Here is a 14,502-nt window from a genome sequence, read left to right on the forward strand (position 1 = left end):
TATCAATTTTTTGCACAGAGAGGCTGGCGGCAAATGTACGAGCGGCAAGACAGCCCTGCGGCGCTTCCGATTTACGCGCAGGTGAGCGAGCTTCTGATCCGTGAAATTGCGTCCGGACGACTTGCCGATGGCGCTCGCCTGCCGCCAGAGCGGCAGCTCGCGGCCACGCATCAAGTGACCGTGCGAACATTACGCAAATCTCTGAAGATACTTGAAGAAAAGGGCCTTCTCGAACGGATTCAAGGGTCTGGAAACTATGTCCGCTCCAACCCCGCCGCGCAAAGCATCTATTCGATGTTCCGTATCGAGTTGTTGGAGGGCGGTGGGCTTCCGACCGCTAAGTTTCTCGACATATCCGAGCACACAAAGCCCGGCGATCTGCCTGCTTTTGGTAGTTCCCCGCGAGGAACCCGCATGCGCCGCCTGCGCTTTCTCAACAAGAAGCCCGCCGCGGTGGAGGAAATCTGGCTCGACGCGGACAGCGGCACGGTGGACCCAGCTCAGGTCTCGGATTCGCTGTATCGCTATTACCAGATGAAGCTTGGCTTCTGGATCACCCGTGCCGAGGATTACGTCAGTATCGGCAAGACCCCCGACTGGGCGCCGCCGGAATTCGGCCCCCAAGCCGGACAGATGACAGGCTATATCGAGCGGCTGAGTTGGGAGCAGAAACCCCATCCGGTCGAATACTCGCGAACATGGTTCGACACCGACATCGCCCGCTATGTACAGCGGCTAAAATAGGACAAAAAGACATGGGTCAACACGTCAGATACGGGCTTATCGGGTGCGGCATGATGGGACAGGAACACCTACGCAACATTGCACTTTTGCCCGACACCAGCGTCGGCGCAATTTTCGAGCCGGACGCGGGTATGGCGGCGCAGGCGTTGGTTTTCGCACCGAATGCCGCGCTGGTCGATAGCGTGGAAGCCTTGCTGGAGGTCGAAGACCTCGACTGCATCCTGATCGTCAGCCCAAATTTCCGCCACGTCGAACAGCTTGAGACCCTTGCCCAAAAACGCCCCCTGCCCGTGCTGGTGGAAAAGCCCCTGTTCACTGAGCCGCAGCACATCCCCCGTATGGAGGCGTTTGCGCAGAGCTATCCCGCCCCTGTCTGGGTCGCGATGGAATACCGGTACATGCCACCCATCGCCGCGTTTCTGTCTGAGGCGGAGGTGGCCACCGGCGGGGTCAAGATGCTTACCATCCGAGAACATCGCTTTCCGTTCCTGCCCAAGGTGGGCGACTGGAACCGCTTCAACCGCGACACCGGCGGCACCTTCGTGGAGAAATGCTGCCATTTCTTCGACCTGATGCGCCTTGTGATGCGGTCCGAACCGGTCCGGGTGATGGCATCGGGCGGGCAAGACGTGAACCATCTGGATGAGAGCTATGACGGCGAGACGCCGGACATTTTCGACAACGGTTACGTGATTGTCGATTTCGCTTCAGGCACCCGCGCCGTGCTGGAATTGTGCATGTTCGCCGAAGGCGCCCGCTATCAGGAAGAGGTCAGCGCCGTCGGCCCGAACGGCAAGATCGAGGCTTTGGTGCCCGGTCCCGGCCGCTTCTGGCCGCCGCATCTGGGCGACGCGCCAGTGCCGCAGGTGATCGTCAGCCCACGTCACCCCAAAGGACCGTTCGTGCGCGAGGTGCCGGTCGATCCGACCATTCTGGACGCGGGCGACCACAACGGCTCGACCTTCTACCAGCATCAGGGCTTCGTCGATCTGGTACGCGGCAACCGCGACGCGCCCGAAGTCGGGTTGCGTGACGGTATGATGTCCGTCCTCATGGGCATGGCCGCGCAACGCTCGATGCTGGAACACCGCGCGGTGCGCATCGACGAGATGACCGCGCTCTAGCGCAAGGTTCTGGCAAGGGGGTGTTTGGTGGAGCCTAGCGGGATCGAACCGCTGACCTCCTGCATGCCATGCAGGCGCTCTCCCAGCTGAGCTAAGGCCCCAAACGGCAACCTTGCGGCTGCGAAGTGGTATCTAGAAGGGCGCGAGGATCAGTTCAAGTGAAAAATCCAACCGCGCCCGACTAATTAGCTTTCGTCATCATCCGACGCAACATCGGCCAACTCGTCCAGGCTGACGGTGTCGTCGTCGTCATCATCTTCAAGAACGTCGTCGCCCAAATCGGCATCTACGTCATCTTCATCATCCTCAAGCACGACCTCGTCGGCGTCATCCTTGACGATGTCTTTGTTCTGCGCATCAGCCTTATCGGCCTGCATAGTGCGGGATTTGTTGCCGGTGATGCTCTCGAGCGTGAACTCGTGGGCGCATGACGGGCAAGTCATCGGATCGTTCCGCAGGTCGTAGAACCGTGTCGAGCAGCTTGGGCAAACGCGTTTAACGCCCCATTCTTCCTTGGGCATAATCGTCCTCTTTCATCGGTGCAGCCATCGCGGCGCACATACGGTTGAATCTCAGAATTGCAGCCAGTTGCCACATGGGGAAAGGCGTGTCAAAGGCTTTCCCCCCAATGTAGCTTCCCATGGCCTATTGGCCGCGCTAACTTGGACATAAGCAGCAAAATGCAGGCACGCAACCAATGGCAGAGACGATTCAACTGGGGCAGCCCCCGATTGACGTGACGTTGAAACACTCGACGCGGGCGCGGCGGTTGTCCTTGCGCGTGTCTGGCGTCGACGGCCGCGTGTCCCTGACCTTACCCCGCCGCGCCTCCATGCGTGAGGCGCAGGCGTTTCTGCGCGCCAAGGAGGACTGGATACGCGGCCATCTGGACCGACAGCCGGACGCCACATCGGTAGCGCCCGGCGCGGTGATCCCCATTGAAGGCCACCCACGGCTGATTGCAGAGACACACACCAAGTCGGTCAGACTGATGCAGGACCATCTTCTCATTCCGAAGGGTTCGGACAAAGCCGGTGTGCGGGTGCGTGCGTTTCTCAAGACGTTGGCGCGGGACCGTCTGGCCGAGGCCAGCGCGCGCTACGCCACCCAGTTGGGGCGACCGTTTGTCAAGATCACCTTACGGGACACGCGGTCACGTTGGGGGTCCTGCACGTCAGAGGGAAACCTGATGTATTCATGGCGGCTGATCCTTGCCCCCGCGCAGGTACTCGACTACGTAGCCGCGCATGAAGTCGCGCATCTGGCCGAGATGAACCACAGCGCTGCATTCTGGACCGAGGTCGGCAAGCTGATGCCCGATTACCAACACCCGCGCAAATGGCTGCGCGACGAAGGCAGAAGTCTTCACCGTTATCAATTCTAGGGAAAAAGAGCGCACGGGGTTGCACTGATAAGCGCTGCGCCCTGCTGAAAGCCACAGCTCACTGGGTAATCCACCCCGAACGCCCTTCCCTCATACCAGCCAGTGCCAGTATGATCTCTTAGGCGAGTTTCCGTCGCCACCATTTATCCACCGGCCCACAGAGGCGCAGCCTTGAAGCTACCCAGTCGGGCCTGCTTGTGCGCATCTTCCAGCGGATTGCCAGATGTGTAGGTTTGCGGCTCCAGTCCTGCAAACGCATCCTTCCCGTCGGCCAACGCCCGCACCATCTTGCGCGCAACCTGCGGGGACGCGCCGGATGTGCCAACCAGCAACGACCGCGACCCGCTGCGCACCCCCTGCCCGAGCGAGCCGGGACGGTTGGGGCTGCGGTCGGACACCGCGCAGACATCCACCGCGCTGCCCCATGGCTCGGGCCCGGTGCTGCCATTGCGCAGGCCCCCTGCCGAAGAATACGCGGCCGGGCTTCCGGTGCATTGCGTATAGCCCGCCACGCGCGTCGTCAGGGCGGCATTTGCCACGCCGTTCAGGCTGCCGAACCCGCGCACCGTTCCCAACGGATGCAGGTAGCGCGGCAGGGACGGATCGTTCGTGGCGACCCTGTCCAACTCCTCCAGGTAGCTTTGCTTGCCACCGGTCTTCAGCTCTGACGGATCGTCGTCGCGCTGGACCCATATATTGATATTGGCACCATCCGGCAGCCGGGCCGCTGTGGGCGAGCGGCGCAACGTCACGGTCCACTGCCCCGACGATGCCCATCTACGTTGAAAACCGGGCAGGTCCACGTCAAGCGGCAACGTCGGTGCCAGTGCCAGCATCGCCCGCCAGCGAGACCCGCGGTTGCGGTCCACCGATATCTGTCCAATCGCCGCACCACCCACGCGAAGGTCCGCGAAATTTCGCTCGTCGCCGCGTGGGAAGTGCGGGTCGCCCCGCAAAGCCAGGGAAGGCACGGTATCAAGCGAGACACCGCGTGGCGGGGTAACTTCAAAACTGTAATCTTCGACGTCGAGTTCTTCGGGCAACCAGACCTCCAGATAGCTGGAGGTGCGGTCGTCAGGCTGCACCTTCCAGCCGATGGAGACCGAGTCGTCGGTGAAACTTGCCTCGTCCAACTGCGCGTGAAGCTTGTCGTCATAGGTATTGCCCGCTGGCATCACCAAGTAAGTCGGCGCCAGTTTCCGGCGTTCTTCGAGCAGTTCCTGAATGGCTGCGTCCATCTCGGATTTGCCGTCATGACGCCCGCCGGACCAGCCGTAGGAGAAATTGATGACCACAGGTATCTCGTCCACCCCGGCGGCGTCGGCAATGCGCTTGGCCCGCTCGAATATGTAGTGGATGGCCGAGAGCATATACATCTCCTTGCCAAAGCCCGACGTGTCCCACGCGATGGTGTTGGGAAGTTGCACGGCGATGATCCCGATATCGTCCTGATCCGGCTCCTCCACCCCGGCAAGTGATGCGCCTGCGGCGAGCGATAGCACATGTGCGCCGTGGGTCGTGCCGCGTGCAATATAAGTGCCAAGCTCCGGCAGCGCTGCATCAACCGCACCCGACATGCGGTAGAGCGTGTCCTCGTCACCGCCGTGATCTGCGATCAGATCGTCGATCTGGCCATTGCTATATTCGCGCCCGAAAGGCACCGTGCCCGCACCGGGACTGCGAGCCGATTGCAGCCAACAATGGCTGATGCGGGTTTTGCCGGCGGTGTCGAGATAAGTCCGGTTGGCGAACGGTATACCGTCATCAATCACGCCGATAATGGCCTTGGGAGGCGTCGTCCGCGCGGTGTAGCCCGCCACATCCCGTTTGGCGTCGTAATCTTTCGTCCATGACGCCGGATTGATTGGAAAGTTGACACGGTATCGCGGCCTCTTGCGCAGCGCATCGGGGTCGTTGGCTTGCAAAAACTGGTCGAACAGTTCCAGAAGTTCCGCCAGCAACACCTGCAAATCGGTAAGCGCAGGGTCTTCAATATCATCGGGGTCAAAGAAGCAGAATGGCCTGACCTTCAGGGCATTACCATCGTTCCACAGCGGGGGATAGCGCAGCGCAATACGCTCTATCGGCGCTCCAGCCTCGGCACGATATATCAGCTTGGAGACATCAGGCAGTTTTGTGTCGCTATCCATCAGCGCGGTGAAGTAGCTCGACGTCCGGTCCCTGATCGCCGGAAATGAAAACGGACGGCCCAGATCATCTCCATAGACCCAACGCTCGTATGGGCCGGTATATTGGTCAATGCGCCTGCGCATGTCAGGAACCTGGGTCCGAATGGGTGTGCGACTCCTTCGCCGCCTTGTCCCAAAGCCATGTGAAAACATCCGACTGGGTGGACTGTACAGCCGCGCCGACGGTGATGCCGTAGTCGGCTGCCACAGTCTCGCCCTTGATGAGACGGTCCAACTCGTCGCCAAAGAAATCCGTATCTGTCGGCGCGTAGGTGATCTGCTTGGCCGTATGCGCGACGCCGCAGCGGCCCAGAATCGCGCCGCCAATAGCCTGCCCCAGAGCCGCGCCTGCCCAGCTGTCCATGGGATAGTGGACACCCGCGACCGTGCGGTTGACGGTGATCCGCTCCGCCAGTTTGCGCAGCAGTTTGCCCCTGTCGTCATTGTCGGCATGGCTCGCCCAAGCCTCCATCAGGGCCAGAAGCACCGTCAGTACCGAATGAGCCTCGGTCGCGTGCGCGGAGGGAAACGCGCCGTGCCCGGGTGTTGCGATCATCGGCAGGATGCGGGTGTCGACCTGATCGGGGCGGCGGATCGCAAGCGCGTGCTTGACCATCATCGCCACATGGGCCGACAGAACCTGCGTCGCCGTGATCAACTCCAGCGTGTGGCGGCTTTGCGCAGGGTGCAGCGCGAGGATCATGGCGAAATACTCGGTCGGGAACCCAAGCTGTGACTGGATTTCCGCGCCGCGATCCGCCCTGAGGTCGGCATAGTCGCGCACCCATTTGGCCTGCGCCGCCATCAGCGCCTCGGTCGGGCGGGTAATCTTCACGAGCGTGCTAGTCTCGAAGCCGAGCGTGGTGTCGTCACCTGAAACGCTAATGTCGAGGTCTTTGATAAAGTCCGTCAGGTAGAGCGATGCCCGAACCCAGTCGGCGGATCTTTTCATGTTTTTCTTGGAGTTCGCAGGCAGATGCGTGGGCTGGGGCGCGTCGCCCGAGCCGGCCACGTGCGCGATACCTTCCGCCGTGGTCTGAAGTCCAATAGCGGTCAGCGGATCATACGGGCCTACCGCCCCTGCGCCCAGAAAGTCGCCAAGACCGGTGCTGCCTACGCCACCAACACCTCCGACGCCGCCAACACCACCTACTCCGCCGACGCCACCAACGCCCCCTACCCCGCCATATCGCGCCATTCGCTTAACCTTCCTTATGAAATACCCGCAGCCTCAAGAGCTGCAATAACCTTTAACCCCAAAGCGGCTTTCGCGACCGGATGGGCACTCTTGTAGTTGGTAAGACTGAAGCCGGGCGCCCTGCGCAGCAGTTCTGCGCCAGCGGTCTGAGCCTCCTCGCCGCGTCCCAGAAAATGCAGCGCCGTAATCTTGGCGCGCAATGTGGACAGGTGGCGGTCGTTAAAGGCCAGCGACCGTTCCGCCAGTTCCAGCGCACGCTGGTAATCCTCGGCGGCCAGATAGGCCGTGCTGGACAGGCTGTCGTAGTAATACCCGAACGGGTCGATCGGGGAGAGGTTGCGCGCCTGCTCGGCGGCGGCGATGGCGTCGATGCCCTCGTCCTGGAACGCCAGCAAGGCCCCGCGCAGCAGCCATGACAGGCTTTCATTGGGATTGATATCGATGGCCGTGTCGTAGCGCTGGCTGGCCACGTCCATGCGTTGCATCAGGTTGTTATGCGCGAACCCGTCGATCACCAGCGAGAATGAGCTGTCGGGGTTGATATCAAGCGCCCGGGACGACGAATCCAACGCCTTTTGCGTGTCGCCCTTCTGGTCGGTCGTCCAGCCGTTGAACACGCTCAGCACATACCACTTGGCCAACCATGCATGGGTTTCGGCAACCATGGGCGCACGCAATACCGCCTCTTCCAGAAGTGTGCGGGATTTGGCGAAGTCGCGGAAGGTCGGGCGGTGCATCAGGGACACCCCACCAATGACGAGGTGGTGATCCTCCAGCTCCGGCAATGGTCGGTCGTTGACATAGGCAATCGCCTCGTCGGCGATGGAGCGGCCAATGGCGCGCACGACACCGTCGAGGCCGCTTGTCACATTATCCCAGAAATTCGACTGTGGCCCGGCGATCTGCCGTGTCCAGAGGATATTGCCGTCGCGGGCATCAACAAAGTCCATGTCCACCACAATGCGCCCGCCCATATCGCGGATCGAACCTGTCACGAAATAGTCCACATCCAGTTCGCGACGCACATCCAGCGTGTCCGTGGTGCGTGCCGCCAGCGCACGGCTGGACAGGTGCGAAATCACCGACAACAGGTTGGAGCGGGACAGGGAACGACAGACCTCTTCGGCCAGCCAGTCGCCCAGAACGCTCAGATCGTCGCCGCCCACGATCCGCTGAAACGGCAGCGCGGTGATGCGCGGCAACGGGCGGCCTAATTCCGTGCGCGGCGTCGTACGGTACAGCGCGGCAATCTGGCTCTCGTCGGCACGCATCGACGCGACCCACTCCTCGAAACCCTTGTCCCGAATGCCGGTCCCTTCCATGAACGTCCCGGTGCCGGGGGCGCCTAGGAAGTTCACCAGCGACAGGTCAAGTTCGACATCGCTGTTGGTGCATTTGATGAAACGGTCGAAATCCGCGCCCAGAAGGTTGCGAAGATCAGACAACGCACGACGCAGGTTCTGCCGCCCGCCATCGTAGCACGACGACCCCCACAAAGTGCGCTGAAGATACGACCGCGTACGACGCCCGAGCGGCGCAGTTGCCAGCAAGGCAAACAGCGCACGATGCTTCGCACCCTTGATCTCGACACCATCTGCGCCGTCCACACGGACTACGCAGGAGCCGAATAACGATATGTTAATCTTTTCTGCCAAAGCTTATCCAAACGCCTTCCCTAAAGGTAAGTTTAACAACCTAACCCGAATTGCTCCAAGACCTTCACGTTTTTTTCACATGTCGGCTTGCTTAAGCGTTGATACTTTGAAGAAATTCACAGTCGTCGAACACCGGAGCACCGCATGATGCCATTAAAAAAAGGTCCAGAGCCTATTACAGACCTGCTCGATTTCTATGACCGCTGGCCGTTATTGCGAGTCGAGATGAAGGCGCTCAGCGAGGGAAACCTGCTGAACGAGGATGAACGAGAGACGTTGTCCTGGCTTATTTTGCTGGCAGATCGCGTCGGCCCGGCGGACCTGCGCGACTGATCCCCGCCCTTGCTGGACAGGACCGCTCGGGCTAAGGCTCGCAGATGTCTATCACCTTGCTCCGGACCCTGATCGCAGTCGCTGAAACCGGCAGCTTTGTCGCAGCATCTGGCCGCGTACATGTCTCGCAAGCCGCAGTGGGCCAGCAAATGAGGCGTCTCGAAGAAATTACGGGCGCAATGTTGTTCAACCGTCAAGCCAAACCACCGACCCTGACGCCCTTGGCACTGTCACTCATATCTCAGGCCCGCGAGGTGGTTGCCGCCTATGACAGCCTGTTGACAGAGGCCGGAGGTGACACCGCCCTGACCGGCAGCCTGACCTTGGGCGCGGTCCCATCAAGCCTGCACGGCCTCGTCCCCAAATCGCTGAAACGTCTGATCCAGAGCACTCCGCAGTTGCAGGTTCGCGTATTGCCCGGCTTGTCGGACGAGTTGAAAGATATGGTCGAACGAGGCGCAGTGGACGCGGCTATCACCTCCGCCCTGCCGATCCCTTCGCCGCGCTTTCGCACCTACCATATCGCGCATGAACCGCTGGTCCTGATCACAGCGCCCGACGCGGCTCAGGACACGCCGGAAAATCTGCTGCGCGCGCTGCCCTATATCCGCCATACCAGACGGGCGGCTGCGGGCAGGATTGCTGAGGACTGGCTTGCCCGAAACGGCATCGAAGTGCAAAGCAGCATGGAGCTGGAATCGCTTGAAACGGTCGCAAGCGTGGTTGCGCACGGGCTGGGCATTTCGGTCGTGCCGGACATTTGCGTGCCGGATGCTGTGTTTGCGAGCCTGCGCCGCGTGCCGCTCGACACGTCGGGGCGCAACCTTTGCATGCTAACGCGGGCCGATTGCCCGAAAACCCCTTTGATAGAACGCCTGATGGAGGAGGTCACCGCGACGGTTGCGGAATATAAAGAAAAACTTCAGTCACACTAAAGTCGATATGGTTTGACCGCAGGCTGTCTTTAGGTCAATTGCATGTCTGACAGGATTTAAGGGAGCCGACACATGTCAGTCAATGACGTCATCATAGATGGCTTTGTGAGCAACAAAGTTGAATTCATCACGACCGTGCCGTGCAAACAGCTGGGCGGCGTTATTGAGGCTGCGGAAGCGCATCCCGACATCTACCACATCCCCTCCAACAAGGAGGACGAGGGCATGGGCCTGTGCGCCGGTGCTTTCATGGGCGGCAAGCGTTCCGCCATTATCATGCAAAACACCGCCATCGGAGTGACGATCAACACGCTGGTCACCCTGACGCAATTCTACCGGATGCCCCTGCCGATGCTGATCTCATATCGCGGCGAGTTGAGAGAACCTGTCGCCTGTCAGGCCGAAATGGCCGTGCACACAAAAGCGCTGCTGGCGCAGATCAACATTCCGACATACCATTTCCACCGCCAATCCGACGTGGAAGAGTTCGACGACATCCTGAAATACACGTTCATGTGCAACAAACCGGTCGCCATCCTGACGGATGCAACATTCTGGGGAGGCTACTAGTATGATCCGTTCCGACATAATCAAAGAACTGGCCCCGACCATCAAGGACACGCTGACCGTGTGCAATATCGGGCTTCCCAGCCAGGAAATGCACATGATCGACGACCAGCCGTCCAACTTCTACATGCTGGGCACCATGGGGCTGGCATCCTCCATCGGCCTCGGGCTGGCCCTTGCGCAGAAATCCAAGGTGCTCGTCATCGACGGCGACGGCTCGGTGCTGACCAATCTGGGCACACTGCCCACCATCGCCAACAATGTGGCCGACAACTACGTGCTGCTGATCATCGACAACGGCTCCTACGGCTCCACCGGCGACCAGCCTACCTATGCAGGCAAGAAGACCTCCCTGACCGCCGTGGCGAAAGCCTGCGGCTGCGAAAACGTGATCGAGTGCAAGGCCGAAGACACCGTACAGGTCGTCAAGGATGCGCTGGCAGGCGACAAGATGACCGTGATCGTGTCCAAATGTGAAAGCGGCAACATCAAAGTGCCGGTGATCACGATGGACCCGGTGGTGATCCGTGACCGCTTCATGAAGACGGTTGCTGCCCAGAACGCATGACGAAACTCGTCATAGCCGAGTTCATGGACGAGGCCGCCGTGGATGATCTCCGCCGCGACTTCGACGTGGTCTATGATGCCGGCTTGGTGGACGATCCGGCGCGGTTGATGCGCGAAATCTCCGATGCCGCCGCGCTGGTCGTCCGAAACCGCACACAAGTGCGCGTCGCCCTGCTCGACGCCGCGCCAAACCTGAAGGCTTTGGGGCGTCTCGGCGTTGGCCTCGACAACATCGACCTCGACGCCTGCGCCGCGCGCGATATCAAGGTGCTCCCGGCCACGGGCGCCAACGACGTGTCGGTCGCGGAATATGTCCTGACCAGTGCCATGATGCTTCTGCGCGGCGCATATTTCGGCGCAGACCGAATGATGCGCGGCGACTGGCCCAGAGAAGACATGTGCGGCCGCGAGCTGTCCGGCAAGATCCTGGGGCTTCTCGGCTACGGCTCCGTCGCCCGCGAGACGGCCAAGCGCGCACGGCTGATGGGGACGGAGGTTCTCGCGCACGATCCTTTTGCCAGAAATTTCGACGGGGCAACGCGCGTGGATACGCTGGCCGGACTTTTGGCGACTGCAGATATCGTCAGCCTCCACGTCCCGCTTACCGACGGCACCCGCCACATTATCGACGAAAGCGCATTGGCACGAATGAAACCAACTGCGATCCTCATCAATGCGGCCCGTGGCGGAGTGGTAGACGAGACCGCGCTGACCGCCGCGCTCAAAGCTGGCACGCTCCATGGCGCAGCTCTGGATGTTTTCGAAACAGAACCCATGACCCTTGAAAGCGGCCAAGCCTTCGCGGGCATTACGAACCTGATCCTGACCCCGCATATCGCAGGCGTCACGCAGGAGGCCAATGCCAGAGTCTCCGCGCTTACAGCGGACAACATCCGCAAGGCGCTCGGCTAGTCATTTCTTTTTTCCCGAAATACCTCGGGGTGTGGGGCAGAGCCCCACTTAAATTCGGGGGTGCGGGGGCAGCGCCCCCGACGTGGCGACTGCCGAAGGCAGGCGCAAAACCTCTTCAGGAAAACTCCTCAAACGCCTTTAGTGCCTTGGCCGAATAGGCATAGGACGGCCCGCCGCCCATATAGGTTGCCATCGCCAGCGCCTCGACCAATTCGTCCCGAGTAATGCCCAGACGGATCAGGGATTTCACGTGGAAGCCGATGCAACTGTCGCACCGCGTCGCAATCGCGATGCCGAGCGCCATCAACTCCTTCGTCTTCTCGTCCAGCGCACCGGATTTCTTGGCGAAGGTTCCCATCGTCGTGAAGGCCTTAGCCGTCTCCGGCATCTCCTTGGCCAGCACGCCGATATTCTCAACGGTCTCGTCCATGAATTCAGTCCAGTTCATGTCACTTATCCTCTCTCATCCGATCCCATTTTTCGTTCCAGCCAGCGCACGCCAGCGCTGATCAGCAGCACCAGCACGAGGTATTCCACAATCAAAAGTGTGTAGATTTCCAGCGGCCGGTATTCCGTCACCACCAACTCGTTCGCGCGGCGGGTCAATTCCTGCATGCCGATCACGGAGGCAAAGGCAGACATCTTCACGATGTAGATAAACTGGTTCGCCAAAGGCGGCAGAATACGCCGGATGGCCTGAGGCAGGATCACGTAACGCATGGTTTGTATGTAGCTCAGGCCAATGGTCTTGGCGGCCTCGGTCTGGCCTTTCGCGATGCTCTGGATTCCAGCCCGGTAGATTTCGGCGGTAAAGGCACTATCCGACAAAGCCAGCGTGATGATCGCCCCCCAGAACGGGTCAATCTGGATGTTCAGCCCCATGGACTTGAACACGATGGGCAGGCCGTAAAATACCCAGAACAACATCGGCAGCAGCGGGATGGCGCGGATGAACTCGACATAGACGCGGTTGATCACACGGATGCCCCGCCGCTCCGACAGGCCGGGCAAGGCGACGATCAATCCCAACACCATCGAGATCGACGCGGCGATCAGCGAGAGCAGGATTGTCGCCCCCATGCCATTCACCAGAAACTTGATGTTGGTCCATCCGGCGGGGGTCATGGGATTGACTACATACCATCCCCAAATGTCGGAGGAGCCGCAGCCGGACAGCACCAGCAGCGCCGCTAGGGAGAAAAGGACCCGCATCAGTGTGACAATATCTGTTTGAGGAAGGTCTGTGTGCGCTGCGATTTGGGCGCGGTGAAGAACTCTTCCGGCGTGCCGGTTTCCACTATTTCGCCTTCGTCCATGAACACCATCTGATCGGCCACCTTGCGGGCAAACCCCATCTCGTGGGTGACGACCACCATGGTCATGCCTTCCACCGCCAACTCGACGATCACGTCCAGCACTTCGGAGATCATTTCGGGGTCCAGAGCCGACGTCGGTTCGTCGAACAGCATCACCTTCGGCTCCATACACAGGCTCCGCGCGATGGCGACGCGTTGCTGCTGGCCGCCTGATAGCTGGCCAGGCCGCTTGTGCGCCTGCTCTGGGATGCGGACCCGCTCAAGGTATTTCATAGCCCGCGCCTCGGCGTCCTTGCGCGACAGGCCGCGCGCCTTCATCGGGCCAAGCAATAAGTTTTCCATCACCGTCAGATGCGGGAACAGGTTGAACTGTTGGAAGACCATCCCGACCTCGGACCGGATCGCCTCCAACGCCTTGGCGCTGCCGTCCTGCACCACGCCGCCGATCCTGATCACGCCCTTTTGATGCGTCTCAAGCCGGTTGATGCATCGCACCACGGTGGATTTCCCGGAGCCCGACGGCCCGCAAATCACCACCCGGTCGCCCGGCTTCACGTTTAGATTAATGCCTTTGAGAACCTGAAAGTCGCCAAACCACTTGTCCACATCGATCATCTCGATCGCGTCTTGTGTCACACTTGCGCCCTTCCGGCCTTGCCATCTATTACCTTGAGGTTATGTGGCAAGTGATCGAAACTTCAAGTCACGATCATTCGTGATCTTGCAAACGCAACGACAAGGTCACCTGTCCAACACCGGAGAAACTTCCAAGATGAAACAATTTGCAAACGCCCTCGCGGCGCTGGCTTTCGGCGCGGTCATGAGCACCGCCGCCTTTGCCCAATCCGCCCTGAACGAAATCCTTGACGGTGGCGTGCTTAAAGTCGGCACCACCGGCGACTGGAACCCGATGTCCGTGCGCGACCCCGCCACCAACAGCTACAAGGGCTACGACATCGACATTATGACCGAGCTTGCCAAAGATCTTGGCGTCGAGGTCGAGTTCGTCCCAACCGATTGGAAAACGCTTGTGAATGGCGTGTCGGCTGGCAGCTACCACATGACCGGCTCCGCTTCCATTTCGCCTGCACGCATGAAAGTTGCAGGCTTCTCGGAGAGCTATATCGCGGTCGAAATATTCCCCTTCACCCTGAAGGAAAACGCCGACAAGTTTGACGGCTATGAGAGCATCAACAAGCCCGAAGTGACAGTGGCCACGACCCTTGGCACCACGTTTGAGGGGCTTGCCCGCGAATGGTTCCCGAATGCCACGATCAAGGTCGTCGAGGCGCCTGCACGCGGCTATCAGGAAGTGATCGCGGGCCGCGCCGATGTGTTCATTACCTCCAACATCGAAGGCTCCACGCTGGACGACAAATTCCCCGTCGTGCGTGTCCCCGGAACCGAGCCGCGCGCGCCCTCGCCTATTGCTATGCTGCTGCCGCAAGGCGACCAGATCTGGATCAACTACGTAAACAACTGGATCAAGGTGAAGCAAGCTGGCGGGTTTTTCGAAACCACCGCGGCGAACTGGGGCCTTTAAGTTCTTAGTGACATTCTTTGAAAAGGCCGCCGCAC

At 60.3% G+C, this 14,502-nt stretch carries 16 protein-coding genes and 1 tRNA gene; 9 read left to right on the forward strand and 8 right to left on the reverse strand.

Annotated elements, in window-relative coordinates; translation table 11 throughout:
• Positions 1–33 precede the first annotated feature (33 nt).
• Positions 34–744 (forward strand): GntR family transcriptional regulator, encoded by a 711-nt coding sequence (locus tag THALAR_RS08475; protein ID WP_021101113.1) that lies wholly within the window; start codon positions 34–36, stop codon positions 742–744.
• 11 nt (positions 745–755) lie between these two features.
• Positions 756–1,868 carry a Gfo/Idh/MocA family protein gene (locus THALAR_RS08480; RefSeq protein WP_021101114.1) on the forward strand — a complete coding sequence of 371 codons (1,113 nt, stop codon included), beginning with the start codon at positions 756–758 and terminating at the stop codon, positions 1,866–1,868.
• Positions 1,869–1,893: 25 nt separating this feature from the next.
• Here the strand turns inward: THALAR_RS08480 and THALAR_RS08485 are convergent.
• Positions 1,894–1,969, reverse strand: a tRNA-Ala gene (locus THALAR_RS08485).
• Between the two features lie 84 nt (positions 1,970–2,053).
• The gene (locus THALAR_RS08490; protein ID WP_021101115.1) at positions 2,054–2,389 is read right to left on the reverse strand and encodes a TIGR02300 family protein; all 336 of its coding nucleotides are present in this window, start codon (positions 2,387–2,389) and stop codon (positions 2,054–2,056) included.
• Between the two features lie 176 nt (positions 2,390–2,565).
• Here THALAR_RS08490 and THALAR_RS08495 point away from each other — a divergent pair, with 176 nt between their 5' ends.
• A complete protein-coding gene (locus THALAR_RS08495) occupies positions 2,566–3,252 on the forward strand; it encodes a M48 family metallopeptidase (RefSeq protein ID WP_021101116.1) in 687 nt (228 codons plus the stop codon).
• A 143-nt stretch (positions 3,253–3,395) separates the two neighbouring features.
• Here THALAR_RS08495 and THALAR_RS08500 read toward each other — a convergent pair whose 3' ends face one another.
• The 3 genes from THALAR_RS08500 to THALAR_RS08510 are packed head-to-tail and all read right to left on the reverse strand — an operon-like array spanning position 3,396 to position 8,246.
• Positions 3,396–5,525 carry a S8/S53 family peptidase gene (locus THALAR_RS08500; protein WP_021101117.1) on the reverse strand — a complete coding sequence of 710 codons (2,130 nt, stop codon included), beginning with the start codon at positions 5,523–5,525 and terminating at the stop codon, positions 3,396–3,398.
• A 1-nt stretch (position 5,526) separates the two neighbouring features.
• Complete coding sequence (locus THALAR_RS08505) at positions 5,527–6,639, reverse strand: phosphatase PAP2 family protein (RefSeq protein ID WP_021101118.1); 1,113 nt, start codon at positions 6,637–6,639, stop codon at positions 5,527–5,529.
• Between the two features lie 14 nt (positions 6,640–6,653).
• Positions 6,654–8,246 (reverse strand): hypothetical protein, encoded by a 1,593-nt coding sequence (locus THALAR_RS08510; RefSeq protein ID WP_021101119.1) that lies wholly within the window; start codon positions 8,244–8,246, stop codon positions 6,654–6,656.
• Between the two features lie 192 nt (positions 8,247–8,438).
• Here THALAR_RS08510 and THALAR_RS08515 point away from each other — a divergent pair, with 192 nt between their 5' ends.
• The 5 genes from THALAR_RS08515 to THALAR_RS08535 all read left to right on the forward strand — a co-directional run bounded on the left by THALAR_RS08515 (position 8,439) and on the right by THALAR_RS08535 (position 11,608).
• A complete protein-coding gene (locus THALAR_RS08515; protein WP_021101120.1) occupies positions 8,439–8,627 on the forward strand; it encodes a hypothetical protein in 189 nt (62 codons plus the stop codon).
• A gap of 44 nt (positions 8,628–8,671) precedes the next feature.
• Positions 8,672–9,562, forward strand: coding sequence for a LysR family transcriptional regulator (locus tag THALAR_RS08520; RefSeq protein ID WP_021101121.1), 891 nt, complete (start codon positions 8,672–8,674; stop codon positions 9,560–9,562).
• 72 nt (positions 9,563–9,634) lie between these two features.
• The gene (locus THALAR_RS08525) at positions 9,635–10,132 is read left to right on the forward strand and encodes a Sulfopyruvate decarboxylase - subunit alpha (RefSeq protein ID WP_021101122.1); all 498 of its coding nucleotides are present in this window, start codon (positions 9,635–9,637) and stop codon (positions 10,130–10,132) included.
• A gap of 1 nt (position 10,133) precedes the next feature.
• Positions 10,134–10,697 (forward strand): sulfopyruvate decarboxylase subunit beta, encoded by a 564-nt coding sequence (comE, locus tag THALAR_RS08530; protein ID WP_021101123.1) that lies wholly within the window; start codon positions 10,134–10,136, stop codon positions 10,695–10,697.
• Complete coding sequence (locus tag THALAR_RS08535) at positions 10,694–11,608, forward strand: hydroxyacid dehydrogenase (RefSeq protein ID WP_021101124.1); 915 nt, start codon at positions 10,694–10,696, stop codon at positions 11,606–11,608. The genes comE and THALAR_RS08535 overlap by 4 nt, the downstream gene beginning before the upstream one ends.
• Positions 11,609–11,723: 115 nt before the next feature.
• Here the strand turns inward: THALAR_RS08535 and THALAR_RS08540 are convergent, their stop codons facing one another.
• From THALAR_RS08540 to THALAR_RS08550, 3 genes are read right to left on the reverse strand one after another with little or no spacing between them, the layout of a single operon-like run.
• The gene (locus tag THALAR_RS08540) at positions 11,724–12,056 is read right to left on the reverse strand and encodes a carboxymuconolactone decarboxylase family protein (RefSeq protein ID WP_021101125.1); all 333 of its coding nucleotides are present in this window, start codon (positions 12,054–12,056) and stop codon (positions 11,724–11,726) included.
• 5 nt (positions 12,057–12,061) lie between these two features.
• Positions 12,062–12,820: an amino acid ABC transporter permease gene (locus tag THALAR_RS08545; RefSeq protein WP_040818123.1), complete on the reverse strand. Its 759-nt coding sequence runs from the start codon at positions 12,818–12,820 to the stop codon at positions 12,062–12,064.
• Complete coding sequence (locus tag THALAR_RS08550) at positions 12,820–13,560, reverse strand: amino acid ABC transporter ATP-binding protein (protein WP_021101127.1); 741 nt, start codon at positions 13,558–13,560, stop codon at positions 12,820–12,822. The genes THALAR_RS08545 and THALAR_RS08550 overlap by 1 nt, the downstream gene beginning before the upstream one ends.
• A 136-nt stretch (positions 13,561–13,696) precedes the next feature.
• Here THALAR_RS08550 and THALAR_RS08555 point away from each other — a divergent pair, with 136 nt between their 5' ends.
• Positions 13,697–14,467 carry a transporter substrate-binding domain-containing protein gene (locus THALAR_RS08555; RefSeq protein ID WP_040818126.1) on the forward strand — a complete coding sequence of 257 codons (771 nt, stop codon included), beginning with the start codon at positions 13,697–13,699 and terminating at the stop codon, positions 14,465–14,467.
• Positions 14,468–14,502 lie beyond the last annotated feature (35 nt).

The organism is Litoreibacter arenae DSM 19593 (assembly GCF_000442275.2).
Taxonomy (GTDB): domain Bacteria; phylum Pseudomonadota; class Alphaproteobacteria; order Rhodobacterales; family Rhodobacteraceae; genus Litoreibacter; species Litoreibacter arenae.